This is a genomic window from Actinokineospora sp. NPDC004072, from assembly GCF_053604195.1.
This window is the reverse complement of the sequence record NZ_JBSGHB010000003.1, coordinates 308,016-321,001: the sequence shown is the minus strand read 5'-3', so window position 1 is coordinate 321,001 and position 12,986 is coordinate 308,016. Positions and strand designations below refer to the sequence as shown.

Here is a 12,986-nt window from a genome sequence, read left to right as displayed (position 1 = left end):
CCGGTCTAAAGGGGACCTATAGGTGGTACGGGGCGCGCACGGTGTCCAGCCACCGCTGCGGGGTGAGCCGGGCGAGCTCGTCGAGCTCGCGGGTGGGCACGGCGGTGAACAGCTCGATGGCCCGCCGCCAGTGCTTGTCGGCGTTCTCCGGGTCGGCCGCGGCCAGGTCGCGCAGCGTCCGGGCCTGCCAGATGGCCAGGTCCAGCTCGCCCCACCGGGCCAGCGCGTCGGCCAGCAGCTCCCGGGCGTGCCCCGGGTCGCCGGTGGCCAGGTGGTACTCCCCGAGCGTGCGGGTCACCAGCGCGACGCCGAAGCGGTCGCGCCTGCGGGCGCACACCTCCAGGCAGCCCGCCAGCGCCTCGGCCACCCCGTCGGCCACGCCCAGCCGCAGGCTCGCCTTGGCCCAGGACTGGTGGGCGTAGGTGGCGCCGAGGTCGTCGCCGGTGGCCAGCAGGATGGCCGCGGCGTCGGCGCTGAGCCGCGCGGCGGGCTCGTACTCCCCGCGCGCCCGGTGGCACAGACCCAGCCCGCGCAGCGCCAGCGCCTCCCCGCGCCGGTCCCCGATGCGCTGGTAGAGCCCGATGGCGGCGGTGAAGTGCGCGACCGACGCGGCGATGTCGCCGTGGTCGCGCTCGATCGCGCCCAGGCCGTAGCGGGCCGCGGCGACCACGCAGTCGCCCCCGATCGCCGCCGCGGCGGCCAGGTCGGCGCGCGCCTTCGCGAACTCGCCGACGTCGCGGGCCACCGTGCCCAGGCCGACCAGGGCGATGGCCTGCACCGGCCGGTCGGCGACGGCCACCGCCTGCGCGTGCGCCAGCCGGAAGTGCGCGTCGGCGGCGGCGAAGTCGTCCTTCTCGTAGTGCATCTGCCCCAGCCCGGCCAGCACCACCGCCTCGGCCCGCCGGTCGCCGCCCGCCCGCGCGGCGGCCAGGGCGACCTCGTGGGTGCGCTGCCAGCCGTCGAACTCGTTGCGCGCGGCGAACGGCGAGGTCAGCAGCGAGGTGATCAGCAGCGTGGTCATGCCGTCGATGCCCAGTTCGTGGCCGCGCTCCACGGCGCGCACCACGGCCGCGGTCTCCGACTTGAACCACTCGACCGGGTTCTCCTCGGCCTCGGCGACCAGCCGCGGGTCCACCGAGCAGTCGCTGGTGTAGAGCGGGGGAAGGCCCAGCGTGACCCGGGGCAGCCGCCGCGACGCGGCCTCGACCAGCGCCATCCAGGCGCCCAGCGTCCTGGTCAGCGCCGCGGCCACCACCTCGGGCGGCTCCTGGGCCGCCTGCTCGGCGCCGTAGAGCTGCACCAGGTCGTGGAAGCGGTAGCGGACCCGGCCGATGCTGTCGACGCACGCGACGTCCAGCAGCCGCAGGTCGACCAGCCGCTCCACCACGTCCTCGGCGGTGGCCGGGTCGACGTCCAGCAGCGGCGCGGCGACCCACCAGCCGAAGTCGGGCAGGTCGAGCAGGCACAGCAGGTGGAAGGCGCGGCGCTGGGCGGCGTCGAGGTCGGCGTAGTTCAGCGCCAGGCTCGACCGGATGGCCAGGTCGCCGACGGCCAGCTCGTCGAGCCTGCGGCGCTCGTCGGAGAGCCGGTCGGCCAGCGACTTCAGCGGCCAGTGCGGGCGGGCGCGCAGCTTGGCCCCGGCCGCCCGGATGGCCAGCGGCACCCCGCCGCACAGCTCGGCGATGCGCGCCGCGGCGGCGGGCTGGGCGGCCACCCGGTCGGGGCCGACCACCTTGCCCAGCATCTCCACCGCGCTGCGCTGGTCGAGGAAGCCCAGCTCGATCGACTCGGTGCCCGCCAGACCGGCCAGCCGCGAGCGGCTGGTGATCAGCACCAGGCACCGCGGCGCGCCGGGCAGCAGCGCGCGCACCTGGTGCTCGCTGCGGGCGTTGTCCAGCAGCACGACCAGCGCCCGCCCGGCCACCCGCTGCCGGTACGCCTCGACCCGCTCGTCCAGGGAGGCGGGCAGCTCCTCGACGCCGAGCGCGGTCAGGAACCGGCCGAGCACCTCGAAGGCGTCCAGGTCGCGCTCGGCGCCGCGCAGGTCGGCGAAGAGCTGCCCGTCGGGGTAGCGGTGGCGCAGCAGGTGGGCGGCGTGCACCGCCAGCGCGGACTTGCCCGCCCCGCCGAAGCCGGACACCACGACCGTGGGCGTCGCCGTGCCCGCGCCGCCGCGCTGCTCGCCGATGGCCAGCAGGGTCGCCAGCGCGTCCTCCCGGCCGGTGAAGTCGCCGATGTCCGGCGGCAGCGTGCGCGGCGCCGGGTCGGGCTGGGCGGGCGCCTGCGGGGCCACCGAGCCGTCCAGGATCGCGGCGTGCAGGGCGCGCAGCCGCTCGCCCGGCTCGATGCCCAGCTCGTCGAGCAGCAGCCGCCGCCCGGTCCGGTAGACCTCCAGCGCGTCGGCCTGCCTGCCCGCCTCGTGCAGGGCGCGCATCAGCAGCGCGCGGCTGTCCTCGCGCAGCGGCTGGCAGGCGACCACCCGCTGCAGCCGCGCCGCGGCCTCCTCGGCCCGGCCCAGCTCCAGCAGGGACCGCGCCAGGCCGTCCTCGGCGCTGAGCCGGTCCTCGCCGAGCGCGGCCCGCCAGCGCTCGGCGAAGCGGGCGTCCACCCCGCCGCAGGCCGGTCCGCGCCACAGCTCCAGCGCCTGCGCGTAGCCGCGCCCCGCGGCGGCGGCGTCCCCGGCGCGCTCGGCCGCGCGGGCCGCGCCGAGCAGCCGGTCGAACGCCGCGGCGTCGACCTCGTCGGGGTCGACCACGAGCTGGTAGCCGGGGGAGCGGGTGACCAGCGCGTCCTTGCGCCCGGCCGCGGCCAGCCCGCGGCGCAGCAGGGAGATGTAGGTGTGCACCAGCGCGGTCGCCGACTGCGGCGGCGCGTCGTCCCAGAGCAGGTCCACCAGCCGCTCCACGGCCACGACCCGCCCGGCGTGCTGCACCAGCGCGGCCAGCAGCGCCTTGGGCTTGGGACCGCCGAGGTTGACCTCGACCCCGCCCGCCACGACGGCAGGCGGTCCCAGGACCAGGATCCGCACCTGTCGATTCTGTCACACCACCGGGTCGCCGAAGGGCTCACCGACGGCGATCGGCGCAGGTCATCCCACCTCTGGCGGGGTCAGATGGGCAGCTTGCGGAAGACCGGCCGGGGCACGTGCCGCAGCGCCGACATGACGAACCGCCACGGGGCCGGGGCCCACACCAGCTCCTTGCGGCCGCGGACGGCCGCGGCGGTGATCTCGGCGACCTTGGCCGGGGTGGTGGCCATCGGCGCGGGCTTGAGACCGGCGGTCATCTTCGAGTGGACGAAGCCCGGCCGCACGACCGTGACGTGCACGCCGTGCGGGCGCAGGGCCTCGCCGAGGCCGAGGTAGAAGCCGTCGAAGCCGGCCTTGGTGGAGCCGTAGACGAAGTTGGAGCGGCGGACCCGCTCCCCGGCCACCGAGGACAGCGCCACGATCGCGCCGTGGCCCTGCTTGCGCATCCGCTCGGCCAGGGCGATGCCCACCGACACCGGCGCGGTGTAGTTGACCTGGGCCAGCTCGACCCCGGTCGCGTGGTCCTGCCACGCCTTCTCCGGGTCGCCGAGCAGGCCGAAGGCCACCACGGCCAGGTCGATGTCGCCGTCGGCGAACGCCTCGTCGACCACCTTCGGGTGCGAGCCGGTGTCCAGCGCGTCGAAGGCGACGGTGCGGACGGTCGCGCCCAGCCCGCGCAGCTTCTCGGCGGCCTCGTCCAGCCGGGCCGAGGGCCGCGCGGCCAGCACGACCGCCATCGGGCCCGCGGCCAGGTAGTGCTCGGCGATGGCCAGGCCGATCTCGGAGGTGCCGCCGAGCAGCAGCATCGACTGCGGGGTGCCCACTGCGTTGATCAAAGTCCCAGCCTTCGTGATTGGTCGGAGGTGAACAGCCCGTCGGGGTCGACGGCGGCGCGGGTCTTGCGCCACTCGTCCAGCCGCGGGTACATGCGGTGGAAGGTCTCCGGCGCGGTGCGCGACTCCTTCGCCAGGTACAGCCGCCCGCCCGCGGCCAGCACCAGCTCGTCGAGCTCGTCGCAGAACTCCCGCAGCCCCGCCTTGATCGGGAAGTCGACGGTGATCGTCCACCCCGGACGCGGGAACGACAGCGGGGCCGGGTTGGCCTCGCCCATCCGCTTGAGCACGTTGAGGAATGACACGTGCCCGGACTCGGCGACCCGGCGGACGATGTGGCGCAGCGCGGCGTCCTGGTCGAACGGGAGGATGAACTGGTACTGCAGGAACCCGTTGGTCCCGTAGGCCCGGTTCCACTCCCCGAACAGGTCCAGCGGGTGGTAGAACGCCGTCAGGTTCTGGATCTGCCCGCGGCCGCGCTTGGGCGCCTTGCGGTACCACAGCTCGCCGAGCGCGCGGAAGGTCAGCTTGTTGGCCAGGCCGTTGGGGAACACGTCGGGCAGGGTGAGCAGCTGCGGGGCGTCGAAGCGCAGCGGGTCGCGCCGCTTCTTCACCGGCAGCTGGTCCACTGTGGCCAGTGAGCCGCGGGAGAACACCGCGCGGCCGAGCCGCCCGTCGGTGGAGATGGAGTCGAACCAGGCCATCGAGTAGTCGTAGCCGTCGTCGGAGCCGTTGGAGAACAGCGCCAGCGTCTCGTCCAAATCGGACGTGCGGTCGGTGTCGACGACGAAGTAGGCGCTCTCGACGTGCTTGAGCTGCAGCTCCACGCGCAGGATGACGCCGGTCAGCCCCATCCCGCCCACGGTCGCCCAGAACAGCTCCGGGTCGCTGGCCGGGGTGATCGTGCGGACCGACCCGTCGGCGGTGAGCAGGTCCATCGACCGCACGTGGTTGCCGAAGCTGCCCGTCGAGTGGTGGTTCTTGCCGTGGATGTCGCAGCCGATCGCCCCGCCGACGGTGACCTGCCGGGTGCCCGGCAGCACCGGCACCCACAGCCCGAACGGCAGCGCGGCGCGCATCAGCCGGTCCAGGTCGACGCCCGCGTCCAGCACGGCGACGCCGCTGGCCGCGTCGATGGAGTGGATGCGGCGCAGGCCGGTCATGTCCAGGACCAGGCCGCCCGCGTTCTGCGCCGGGTCGCCGTAGGAGCGGCCCAGCCCGCGGGCGATGACCCCGCGCCCGCCTGCCCGCGCCACCGCGGCGACGACCTCGTCGGGGGTGCGCGGTGCGGCGACCAGCGCCGCCGAGGGCGCCGTGCGCCCCCAGCCGGTCAGCGTGCGGGTCTCGAAGCTGTCCACCGCGCCAAGGGTAGCCAAGCGGCCCGCCTAGACTGGTGCGGCGTCTGAGGAGGGAACTGTGGCCGAGGTCAGCGCCCGGCACGGGCTCGTCCAGCAGCTCGTGCGCTTCGTCCTGGTCGGCGGCTTCTGCGCGCTGGTCGACTTCGGGGTGTACTGGCTGCTGCTGCAGGCCGGGCTGTGGGTGCACGCGGCCAAGGCGCTCAGCTTCATCGCGGGCACCACGACGGCGTACTTCCTCAACCGCCGCTTCACCTTCACCGGGGCGCGCACCGGCGGGGCGGCCCAGGTCGGCGGGTTCGCCCTGCTCTACACCACGACGTTCTTCGTCAACGTCGGGGCGAACGCGCTGGTGCTGGCCCTGCTGCCGGACTTCGCCCTGGCCTACGCGGTGGCCTGGGCGGTCGCCCAGGGCCTGGCCACCGCGATCAACTTCGTCCTGCTGCGGACGGTCGTCTTCCGGGCCTAGCCCGCGCTCAGCCGCCGAAGCCCGTCCCGCGGCGCGGGCTGCCGTAGGCCTGCTGGTTGAGCGGCAGCTCATCGATGTGGGCCGTGGCCACCAGACCGAAGTTGATCGCCACCGTCCGGCCGTCGGCCAGCTCGGGGCTGTCCACCCCGCCGGAGCCCATCAGCACCGGCAAACGCGACATCAGGCTCTTGGCGGACTTGTCGGACAGGGCGAACACCAGCGGCTCGGCGCGGCCGGCCAGGTGCAGGATCAGCGCGTGGTTGCTCATGATCCGAACTCGACCACGCCGCCGGGCCCGGGGCAAGCCGGGTTCGCCCCTGGCGGATCCGCCCAGGGCGGAATCAGATCCGGAAGAACTGCTCCCGCCGCCCCTTGCGGACCAGCTTCAGCCAGTCCAGGAACGCCTTCGGGTCGCGCTTGGTGCCGATGAAGTACAGCCCGAACCGCACGACCTCCAGCAGCCCGATGCGCCGCATGCCCGGCTGGGCCATCAGGTACCCGCGGTTGCGGTAGGTGTAGTACCGCTTGACCTCGTTCTCCGGGTCCTGGGCGTGCAGCTTGCCGAACAGCATCGGCTTGAACTCGTCGGACCCGTCCGGGTGCAGGTAGGCCACCCGCAGCGAGGTGCCGAACGGCAGGCCCGAGCGCACCAGCCGCCGGTGCACCTCCACCTCGTCGCCGCGGAAGAACAGCCGGTAGTCCGGCACGCCCACCACGTCCAGCGTCGACGCCCGGAACAGCGCCCCGTTGAACAGCGACGCGATGCCCGGCAGGAAGTCCGCGCCCAGCTCGCGGGCGGTGCGCTTCCAGGTCAGCCCGCGGCGCAGCGGGAAGGCCAGCCGCTCGGGGGTCTCGATGTTGGTCACCACCGGCGACACCGCGGCCAGGCCGCGCGCCTCGGCGACCTCCAGCAGCACCGCCAGCACGTTCTCGTCGGCCGGGCGCCCGTCGTCGTCGGCCAGCCAGACCCACTCGGCGCCCATCGCCAGCGCGTGCAGCATGCCCAGCGCGAACCCGCCAGCGCCGCCCAGGTTGCGGTGCGATGGCAGGTAGGTGGCGGGCAGCCCGCAGCTCTCCACGATGTCGCGCGCCGGGTCGTCCGGGCCGTTGTCCACCACGATCAGGTGGTCCGGCAGGCGGGTCTGGGCGGCCACCATCTTCAGCGAGTCGGCGAGCAGCGCCCGGCGGTGCCTGGTGACCACCACGGCCACGACCGAACCTGCGGGGAGCTGCGCGTCGGTGTTCATCCGGTCTGGCCGAGCCTTTCCAGGGTCTCCGTGCTCATGTGCTCGAACGGGTCGCGGCCCTTGTAGGCCGTGAGCACCTCGCGCAGCGAGCCGTGCATCTTGATCCGGCCCTCGTCCATCCAGATCGCGGTGTCGCACAGCTCGAACAGCAGGTCGTCGGAGTGCGAGGCGAACACCAGCATGCCCGACCGGCGGACCAGGTCGACCAGGCGGTCCCTGGCCTTGGCCATGAACGCCGCGTCCACCGCGCCGATGCCCTCGTCCAGCAGCAGGATCTCCGGGTCGATCGAGGTGACCACGCCCAGCGCCAGGCGCACGCGCATGCCGGTGGAGTAGGTGCGCAGCGGCAGGTGCAGGTAGTCGCCCAGCTCGGTGAACTGGGAGATGTCCTCGACCCGGGCCTCCATCTCCTTGCGGGTCATGCCCAGGAACAGGCCCCGGATCATGATGTTCTCCAGGCCGGAGATCTCCGGGTCCATGCCGACCGCGAGGTCGAACACCGGGGCGATCTTGCCGTTGATCCGCGCGGTGCCCCGGGTGGGCTCGTAGATGCCCGACAGCAGCCGCAGCAGCGTGGACTTGCCCGCGCCGTTGTGCCCGACCAGGGCGACCCGGTCGCCCTCCTTCAGGCTCAGGCTGATGTCGTGCAGCGCCTCGATGATGGGCACCCGCGCCTCGGTGCCGATCTTCCCGCCGACCTTGCCCAGCACGGCCTTCTTCAGCGACCGCGTCTTGGCGTCGAAGATGGGGAAGTCGACGGAGGCGTTGGCGACCTCGATGTTGACCATGTCGTCAAGCCTCGCTCAGACCCAGTAGGAAACTCGTGCGCGGTAGTTGCGCATTGCCAGCAGTGCCAGTCCCCAGCCCACCACGGTGATGGCCAGCACCACAACCCAGTGGTGCCAGCTCTGCTGGCTGCCGATCAGGGGGGCGCGCAGGATCTGGATGAAGTGGTAGAGCGGGTTCAGCTCGGCGACCAGCATCTGCCAGCTGCCGGTCTCCTTGAACTTCTCCGCCAGGATGTCGACCGGCCACACGATCGGGGTGATGAAGAACAGCAGCTGCGTCAGCGCGTTCACCACCTGCGGGATGTCCCGGTAGCGCGTGCTGATGATGCCGAACAGCAGGGCGACCCAGGTGCCGTTGATGGCGATGAGCGCGAACGCCGGGACGGCGGTGATGATCGTCCAGTCCACGCCGGGCTGCGGGGTGCCGTTCGGGTGCAGGAGGTAGCCATCGCGCGACAGCTCGCCGAAGAAGATGGCCAGGACGACGAAGTAGACCAGCAGGTTGTGGGCGAACATCAGGGTCAGCCGCCACACCGTGCGCAGCGCGTACACCGTCAGCGGCGCCGGGAGGTGCTTGATCAGGCCCTCGTTGGAGATGAAGGTGTCCGAGCCCTCCACCATGCAGCCGAGCACGAAGTTCCAGACGATGAACCCGACCGTCAGGTAGGGCAGGAACGTGCCGATGGCGATGTTGAACAGCTGGGAGTAGAGCAGGCCCAGACCGGCCGCGGTGACGGCCATGCTCAGGGTGATCCACAGCGGCCCGATGACCGAGCGCCGGTACCGCTGCTTGATGTCCTGCCAGCCCAGATAGGCCCACAGCTCGCGCTGGCCGAAGCCGCGGCGGATGTCGGAGATGGCCGCCGGGAAGTTCCGTCCGGCGTGAACCACGGTCACCGGCGGCTCCTCCACCACGCTGGTTGCTTGCACGGGGTACGAGCGTACCGGCGGGAAGTCACCCGGTTGTGCGCGGTCGGTGCTACCTGTCCCGGCCCCGGTCAGGTGGGGTAGCTTCCCGCCTGTGGTCCCCATCACCGGTGCGTCCAGCCTGCTCAGGCAACTGCTCGACGCCTACGCCGAACACCCGGGTCCGCGCTCGGTGGCCGTGGTCGGCAACATGCCGATGGCCCCGGACGCCGACCGCGCGAAGGCCGTCGACGCCTGCGACCTGGTCATCCGCGTCAACGGCTTCGTGCTGGACGAGCCGGGCGCGCCGCCGACGGTCGGCAGCGCCTGCCACGTCGTGGTGTTCAACCGGGCGGTGCGGGCCACGAAGTGGCTGTTCCGGGACTACCGCCGCAGGCTCTACCTGATGGTGGAGCCGGGCAGGCTGCACTGGGAGCCCGCCGGGCTGCCCGGCTGGTGGCCGCCGGACCTGGGCCTGGTGCCGGTGTCGAACCGGGAGGTCACCCTGCCGCTGTCGGACGCGGTGGGCATCCCCACCCGGTCGGAGGCGGCGTGGGCGACCACCGGGACAATGGCCGCCTGGATCGCCCGCACCTGCTACCCGGACGCCGACTTGCTGCTCACCGGCTATTCCTTCATCGACGACCCGAACCAGACCGCGTGGGAGCACGCGGCCGGTGACTCGTGCATCGTCGGCCCGGAGCACCGGATCGCGGCCGAGGGCAGGCTGCTCGACTCGTGGACCAAGACCAGCCGCACCCGGCTGCTTCGTTGAGGGGAACCCCATGCGGGAAACGGTGGCCGCCGTGCGCGGCCGAGTGTCCGACCGGATCGCCCGGCTGATCGACTTCCGGATCGATCTGGCCGTCGGGCACCGCATCGCCGAGCACGACCGGCGCGCCGACGAGCACGCCCGCCGCATCGACGAGCACGAGCGCAGGCTGGCCGAGGTGGAGCGGCTGCACGGCTGGACCGCGGGCGAGGTCGAGCGGATGATCCCGCAGATCGCCGCCATCGAGGCGCGCATGGCCGGGATCGACGATCTGCTCGCGGGCGTGCCCGCCGGGGCGCCGGAGGAGGTCGCGCAGGCCCGCTCGCTGATCGAGGAGATCCGCCGCGAGCACGCCCAGATCCGCGTCCGGCTGACCGGCATCGCCCAGTACGAGGAGCGCCTGGGCAGCCTGGAGGACCGGCTCGCATGAGCGGGCTGAGCATCGGCGGGCACCCGATCGGCCCCGACCACCGCCCGTTCGTGGTGGCGGAGATGTCGGGCAACCACAACGGCTCGCTGGACCGGGCGCTGGAGATCGTGGACGCGGTCGCGGCGTCCGGGGCCCAGGCGCTCAAGCTCCAGACCTACACCGCCGACACCATCACCATCGACGTCGACCGGCCCGAGTTCCGGGTCTCCGACGGGCACCAGCTGTGGGGCGGGGAGACGCTGCACTCGCTCTACCAGCGGGCGCACACGCCGTGGGAGTGGCACGGCCCGCTGTTCGAGCGGGCGCGGGAGCGCGGGCTGGTGGTGTTCTCCAGCCCGTTCGACGCCTCGGCCATCGAGCTGCTGGAGTCGCTGGACGCCCCCGCCTACAAGATCGCCTCGTCGGAGCTGGTCGACCTGCCGCTGATCGAGGCGTGCGCCCGCACCGGCAAGCCGCTGCTCATCTCCACCGGGATGGGGACGCTGGCCGAGATCTCCGCGGCGGTGTCCGCCGCCCGCGCCGCGGGCAACGACCAGCTCGTCGTCCTGGGCTGCACGGCGTCCTACCCGGCCGACCCGGGCGAGAGCGACCTGCGCGGCCTGCCGCTGCTGGCCGCCGCCACCGGCGCGCTGGTCGGGCTGTCCGACCACACCCCGGGCATCGGCGCCCCGCTGGCCGCGGTCGCCCTCGGCGCGTGCCTCATCGAGAAGCACGTGACGCTCTCGCGCGCCGACGGCGGCGTGGACAGCGCCTTCTCCCTGGAGCCCGCCGAGCTGGCCGCGCTGGTGGTGGAGAGCGAGCGGGCCTGGTCGGCGCTGGGGACGGCGCGGATCGGGCCGCGGCCCAGCGAGCGGGAGGGCCTGCGGCTGCGCCGCTCGCTCTACGTCGTGGCCGACGTGCGGGCAGGCGATGCCGTCACCCCGGAGAACGTGCGCTCGATCCGCCCGGCGGGCGGGCTGCCGCCCGCGGCGCTGCCGACCGTGCTCGGGCGGACGTTCACCACCGACGTCGCCCGCGGGACGCCGCTGAGCTGGGACCTGGTCTAGGCGCCGAAGAAGCCGCGGACGGCCTCGATGACCCGGTCCACGTCGGCGTCGGCGAGGTCGGGGAACAGCGGCAGGGACAGCTGCTCGGCGTAGAACCGCTCGGCGACCGGGCACAGCCCGCGCCGGTAGCCCAGGTCGGCGAAGACCGGGTGCCAGTAGGCGGGGATGTAGTTCACCTGCACCCCGATGCCCGCGGCCCGCAGGTGGTCGTACAGGGCCCGGCGGCGGCCCTCCAGCACGCGCACCGCGTAGAGGTGCCAGACCGGGTCGGCGTCGGGGTGGCGGGTGGGCAGCCGCAGCCCGGGCACGTCGGCCAGGCCCTCCTGGTAGCGGTCGACGATGGCGGCGCGGCGGGCCTTGAAGGCGGGCAGGCGCCGGAGCTGGCTGCTGCCCAGGGCGCACAGCACGTCCGGCAGCCGGTAGTTGAGGCCGAACCCGTGCACCTCCTGGTGCCAGCCGCCCTCGTCGGGGTGGCGCTGCTCGGCGGGGTCGCGGACCAGGCCGTGGTTGCGGAAGCGGCGGGCCGCGGCCAGCAGGCCCGGGTCGGCGGTGGCCACCGCGCCGCCCTCGGCCGTGGTGAGGTTCTTGGTGGGGAAGAACGAGAACGTGGTCAGGTCGGCCAGCGAGCCGACCGGGCGGCCCGCCCAGGTCCCGCCGACGGAGTGCGCGGCGTCGGCCAGCAGCAGGGCGTCCCCGCTGACCCGGCGCAGGGCGGCGTAGTCGGCGGGGTGGCCCGCGTAGTCGACGGCGGCCACGACCCGGGTCCGGGCGGTCACCTCGACGGCGGCCGGGTCCAGGGTCAGCGTCTCGTCCTCGACGTCGGCGAAGACCACCCGCGCGCCGAGCAGGGCGGCGGTGGCCGCGGTGGCGACGAACGTCATCGGCGCGCACACCACCTCGTCGCCGGGGCCGACCCCGGCGGCCGCGTAGGCGGTGTGCAGGGCCGCGGTGCCGGAGGTGACGGCCACCGCGGGCGTCCCGGTCCACTCCGCCAGGTCGGCCTCGAACCGCGCGACCGCGGGCCCGGTGGTCAGCCAGTCGCCGCGCAGGACCGCCGCGACCGCGGCGATGTCGGACTCGTCGACGGACTGGCGCCCGTACGGCAGCGGCTCAGCCATGCCGCGCGACCAGGTCGCGGAGCGCCTCGTCGTCCAGCCAGAGGTCGTTGGTGTCCGAGCGGTAGGCGAAGCCCTCCGGCACGGGCACGCCCGCCGCGGGCGGCTCGTAGCCCCAGCCCGCGATGTGCGGCATGACGATGTAGCGGTCGCCGTGCAGCAGCGTCCTGCGGGCGTCGTCGGGGGCGATCATCTCCTCGTGCAGCTTCTCCCCGGGCCGCACGCCGATCTCGTGCATCGGGCAGTTCGGGGCGATCACCCTGGCCAGGTCGACCAGGCGCATGCTCGGGATGCGCGGGACGTACAGCTCGCCGCCGCGCATCAGCGCGAAGCTGTCGACCACGAACTGCACCGCCTGGTCGAGGGTGATCCAGAACCGGGTCATCCGCTTGTCGGTGATCGGCAGCGACTCGCCGCGCTCGGCCAGCTTCCGGAAGAACGGGATCACGCTGCCGCGCGAGCCCATCACGTTGCCGTAGCGCACGACGGCGAAGCGGGTGGGGTGCCCGGCGGCGTAGTGGTTGGCGCTGATGAACATGCGGTCGGCGCACAGCTTGGTGGCGCCGTAGAGGTTGATCGGGCTCGACGCCTTGTCCGTCGACAGCGCCACGACCCGCTTGACCCCGCAGTCGATGGCGGCCTCGATGACGTTCTGCGAGCCGTGCACGTTGGTCTGCACGAACTCGAAGGCGTTGTACTCGCCGGTGTCGACCTGCTTGAGCGCGGCCGCGTGCACCACGTAGTCCACCCCGCGCATCGCCCGCTCCAGCCGCCGCCGGTCGCGGATGTCGCCGATGAACCAGCGCAGCCGCGGGTCGTCGCCGAACTCCTTGCGCGCCTCGTACTGCTTGAGCTCGTCGCGGCTGAGCACGATCACCTTCGCCGGGTCGAGCTCGGCCAGCGCGTGGGCGATGAAGGCCCGGCCGAAGGAGCCGGTGCCGCCGGTCAGCAGGATGTTGGCGCCTTGGAGCATGTCCACCCTCGGCCTCGGTTCGTC

Annotated in this window: 13 protein-coding genes; 4 read left to right on the top strand and 9 right to left on the bottom strand. The window is 73.4% G+C overall.

The genetic code is table 11. The features are described 5' to 3' along the window. Positions 1-16: 16 nt before the first annotated feature. The 3 genes from ACWEPX_RS06345 to ACWEPX_RS06335 all read right to left on the bottom strand — a co-directional run bounded on the left by ACWEPX_RS06345 (position 17) and on the right by ACWEPX_RS06335 (position 5,219). Positions 17-3,028: an AfsR/SARP family transcriptional regulator gene (locus ACWEPX_RS06345; protein WP_451896030.1), complete on the bottom strand. Its 3,012-nt coding sequence runs from the start codon at positions 3,026-3,028 to the stop codon at positions 17-19. 80 nt (positions 3,029-3,108) lie between these two features. Beyond that, on the bottom strand, positions 3,109-3,864 hold the full coding sequence (locus ACWEPX_RS06340; protein ID WP_451896029.1) for a decaprenylphospho-beta-D-erythro-pentofuranosid-2-ulose 2-reductase: 756 nt from the start codon (positions 3,862-3,864) through the stop codon (positions 3,109-3,111). After that, positions 3,861-5,219, bottom strand: a complete 1,359-nt coding sequence (locus tag ACWEPX_RS06335; protein ID WP_451896028.1) for an FAD-binding protein — start codon at positions 5,217-5,219, stop codon at positions 3,861-3,863. The genes ACWEPX_RS06340 and ACWEPX_RS06335 overlap by 4 nt, the downstream gene beginning before the upstream one ends. A 58-nt stretch (positions 5,220-5,277) precedes the next feature. Between ACWEPX_RS06335 and ACWEPX_RS06330 the strand changes: the two genes are divergently transcribed. Continuing rightward, positions 5,278-5,685: a GtrA family protein gene (locus tag ACWEPX_RS06330; protein ID WP_451896027.1), complete on the top strand. Its 408-nt coding sequence runs from the start codon at positions 5,278-5,280 to the stop codon at positions 5,683-5,685. A 7-nt stretch (positions 5,686-5,692) separates the two neighbouring features. Here the strand turns inward: ACWEPX_RS06330 and ACWEPX_RS06325 are convergent, their stop codons facing one another. From ACWEPX_RS06325 to wzm, 4 genes are all read right to left on the bottom strand, one after another. Continuing rightward, the gene (locus tag ACWEPX_RS06325; RefSeq protein ID WP_451896026.1) at positions 5,693-5,953 is read right to left on the bottom strand and encodes a hypothetical protein; all 261 of its coding nucleotides are present in this window, start codon (positions 5,951-5,953) and stop codon (positions 5,693-5,695) included. 73 nt (positions 5,954-6,026) lie between these two features. After that, positions 6,027-6,932, bottom strand: coding sequence for a galactofuranosyltransferase GlfT1 (glfT1, locus tag ACWEPX_RS06320; protein ID WP_451896025.1), 906 nt, complete (start codon positions 6,930-6,932; stop codon positions 6,027-6,029). Further along, entirely contained in the window at positions 6,929-7,720 is a 792-nt protein-coding gene (wzt, locus tag ACWEPX_RS06315; protein WP_451896024.1) for a galactan export ABC transporter ATP-binding subunit Wzt/RfbE, read from the bottom strand. Before wzt ends, glfT1 begins: the two co-directional genes overlap by 4 nt. A 15-nt stretch (positions 7,721-7,735) precedes the next feature. Next, positions 7,736-8,617, bottom strand: coding sequence for a galactan export ABC transporter permease subunit Wzm/RfbD (gene wzm / locus ACWEPX_RS06310; protein ID WP_451896023.1), 882 nt, complete (start codon positions 8,615-8,617; stop codon positions 7,736-7,738). A 124-nt stretch (positions 8,618-8,741) separates the two neighbouring features. Here wzm and ACWEPX_RS06305 point away from each other — a divergent pair, with 124 nt between their 5' ends. From ACWEPX_RS06305 to pseI, 3 genes are read left to right on the top strand one after another with little or no spacing between them, the layout of a single operon-like run. After that, complete coding sequence (locus ACWEPX_RS06305) at positions 8,742-9,401, top strand: hypothetical protein (protein ID WP_451896022.1); 660 nt, start codon at positions 8,742-8,744, stop codon at positions 9,399-9,401. Between the two features lie 10 nt (positions 9,402-9,411). Beyond that, on the top strand, positions 9,412-9,828 hold the full coding sequence (locus tag ACWEPX_RS06300) for a hypothetical protein (protein WP_451896021.1): 417 nt from the start codon (positions 9,412-9,414) through the stop codon (positions 9,826-9,828). Beyond that, a complete protein-coding gene (gene pseI, locus ACWEPX_RS06295) occupies positions 9,825-10,874 on the top strand; it encodes a pseudaminic acid synthase (RefSeq protein WP_451896020.1) in 1,050 nt (349 codons plus the stop codon). The genes ACWEPX_RS06300 and pseI overlap by 4 nt, the downstream gene beginning before the upstream one ends. On the opposite strand, the gene ACWEPX_RS06290 is transcribed toward pseI, so the two are convergent. After that, entirely contained in the window at positions 10,871-11,992 is a 1,122-nt protein-coding gene (locus ACWEPX_RS06290) for a DegT/DnrJ/EryC1/StrS family aminotransferase (RefSeq protein WP_451896019.1), read from the bottom strand. The genes pseI and ACWEPX_RS06290 overlap by 4 nt on opposite strands. Next, positions 11,985-12,962 carry a UDP-N-acetylglucosamine 4,6-dehydratase (inverting) gene (gene pseB / locus ACWEPX_RS06285; RefSeq protein ID WP_451896018.1) on the bottom strand — a complete coding sequence of 326 codons (978 nt, stop codon included), beginning with the start codon at positions 12,960-12,962 and terminating at the stop codon, positions 11,985-11,987. The genes ACWEPX_RS06290 and pseB overlap by 8 nt, the downstream gene beginning before the upstream one ends. Positions 12,963-12,986: the final 24 nt, after the last annotated feature.

Bases quoted from the DNA above. Each gene is read 5' to 3' on its own strand.
- ACWEPX_RS06325 (WP_451896026.1), bottom strand. From the start codon at position 5,953: ATGAGCAACCACGCGCTGATCCTGCACCTGGCCGGCCGCGCCGAGCCG.
- glfT1 (WP_451896025.1), bottom strand. From the start codon at position 6,932: ATGAACACCGACGCGCAGCTCCCCGCAGGTTCGGTCGTGGCCGTGGTG.
- wzt (WP_451896024.1), bottom strand. From the start codon at position 7,720: ATGGTCAACATCGAGGTCGCCAACGCCTCCGTCGACTTCCCCATCTTC.
- ACWEPX_RS06300 (WP_451896021.1), top strand. From the start codon at position 9,412: ATGCGGGAAACGGTGGCCGCCGTGCGCGGCCGAGTGTCCGACCGGATC.
- pseI (WP_451896020.1), top strand. From the start codon at position 9,825: ATGAGCGGGCTGAGCATCGGCGGGCACCCGATCGGCCCCGACCACCGC.
- ACWEPX_RS06290 (WP_451896019.1), bottom strand. From the start codon at position 11,992: ATGGCTGAGCCGCTGCCGTACGGGCGCCAGTCCGTCGACGAGTCCGAC.
- pseB (WP_451896018.1), bottom strand. From the start codon at position 12,962: ATGCTCCAAGGCGCCAACATCCTGCTGACCGGCGGCACCGGCTCCTTC.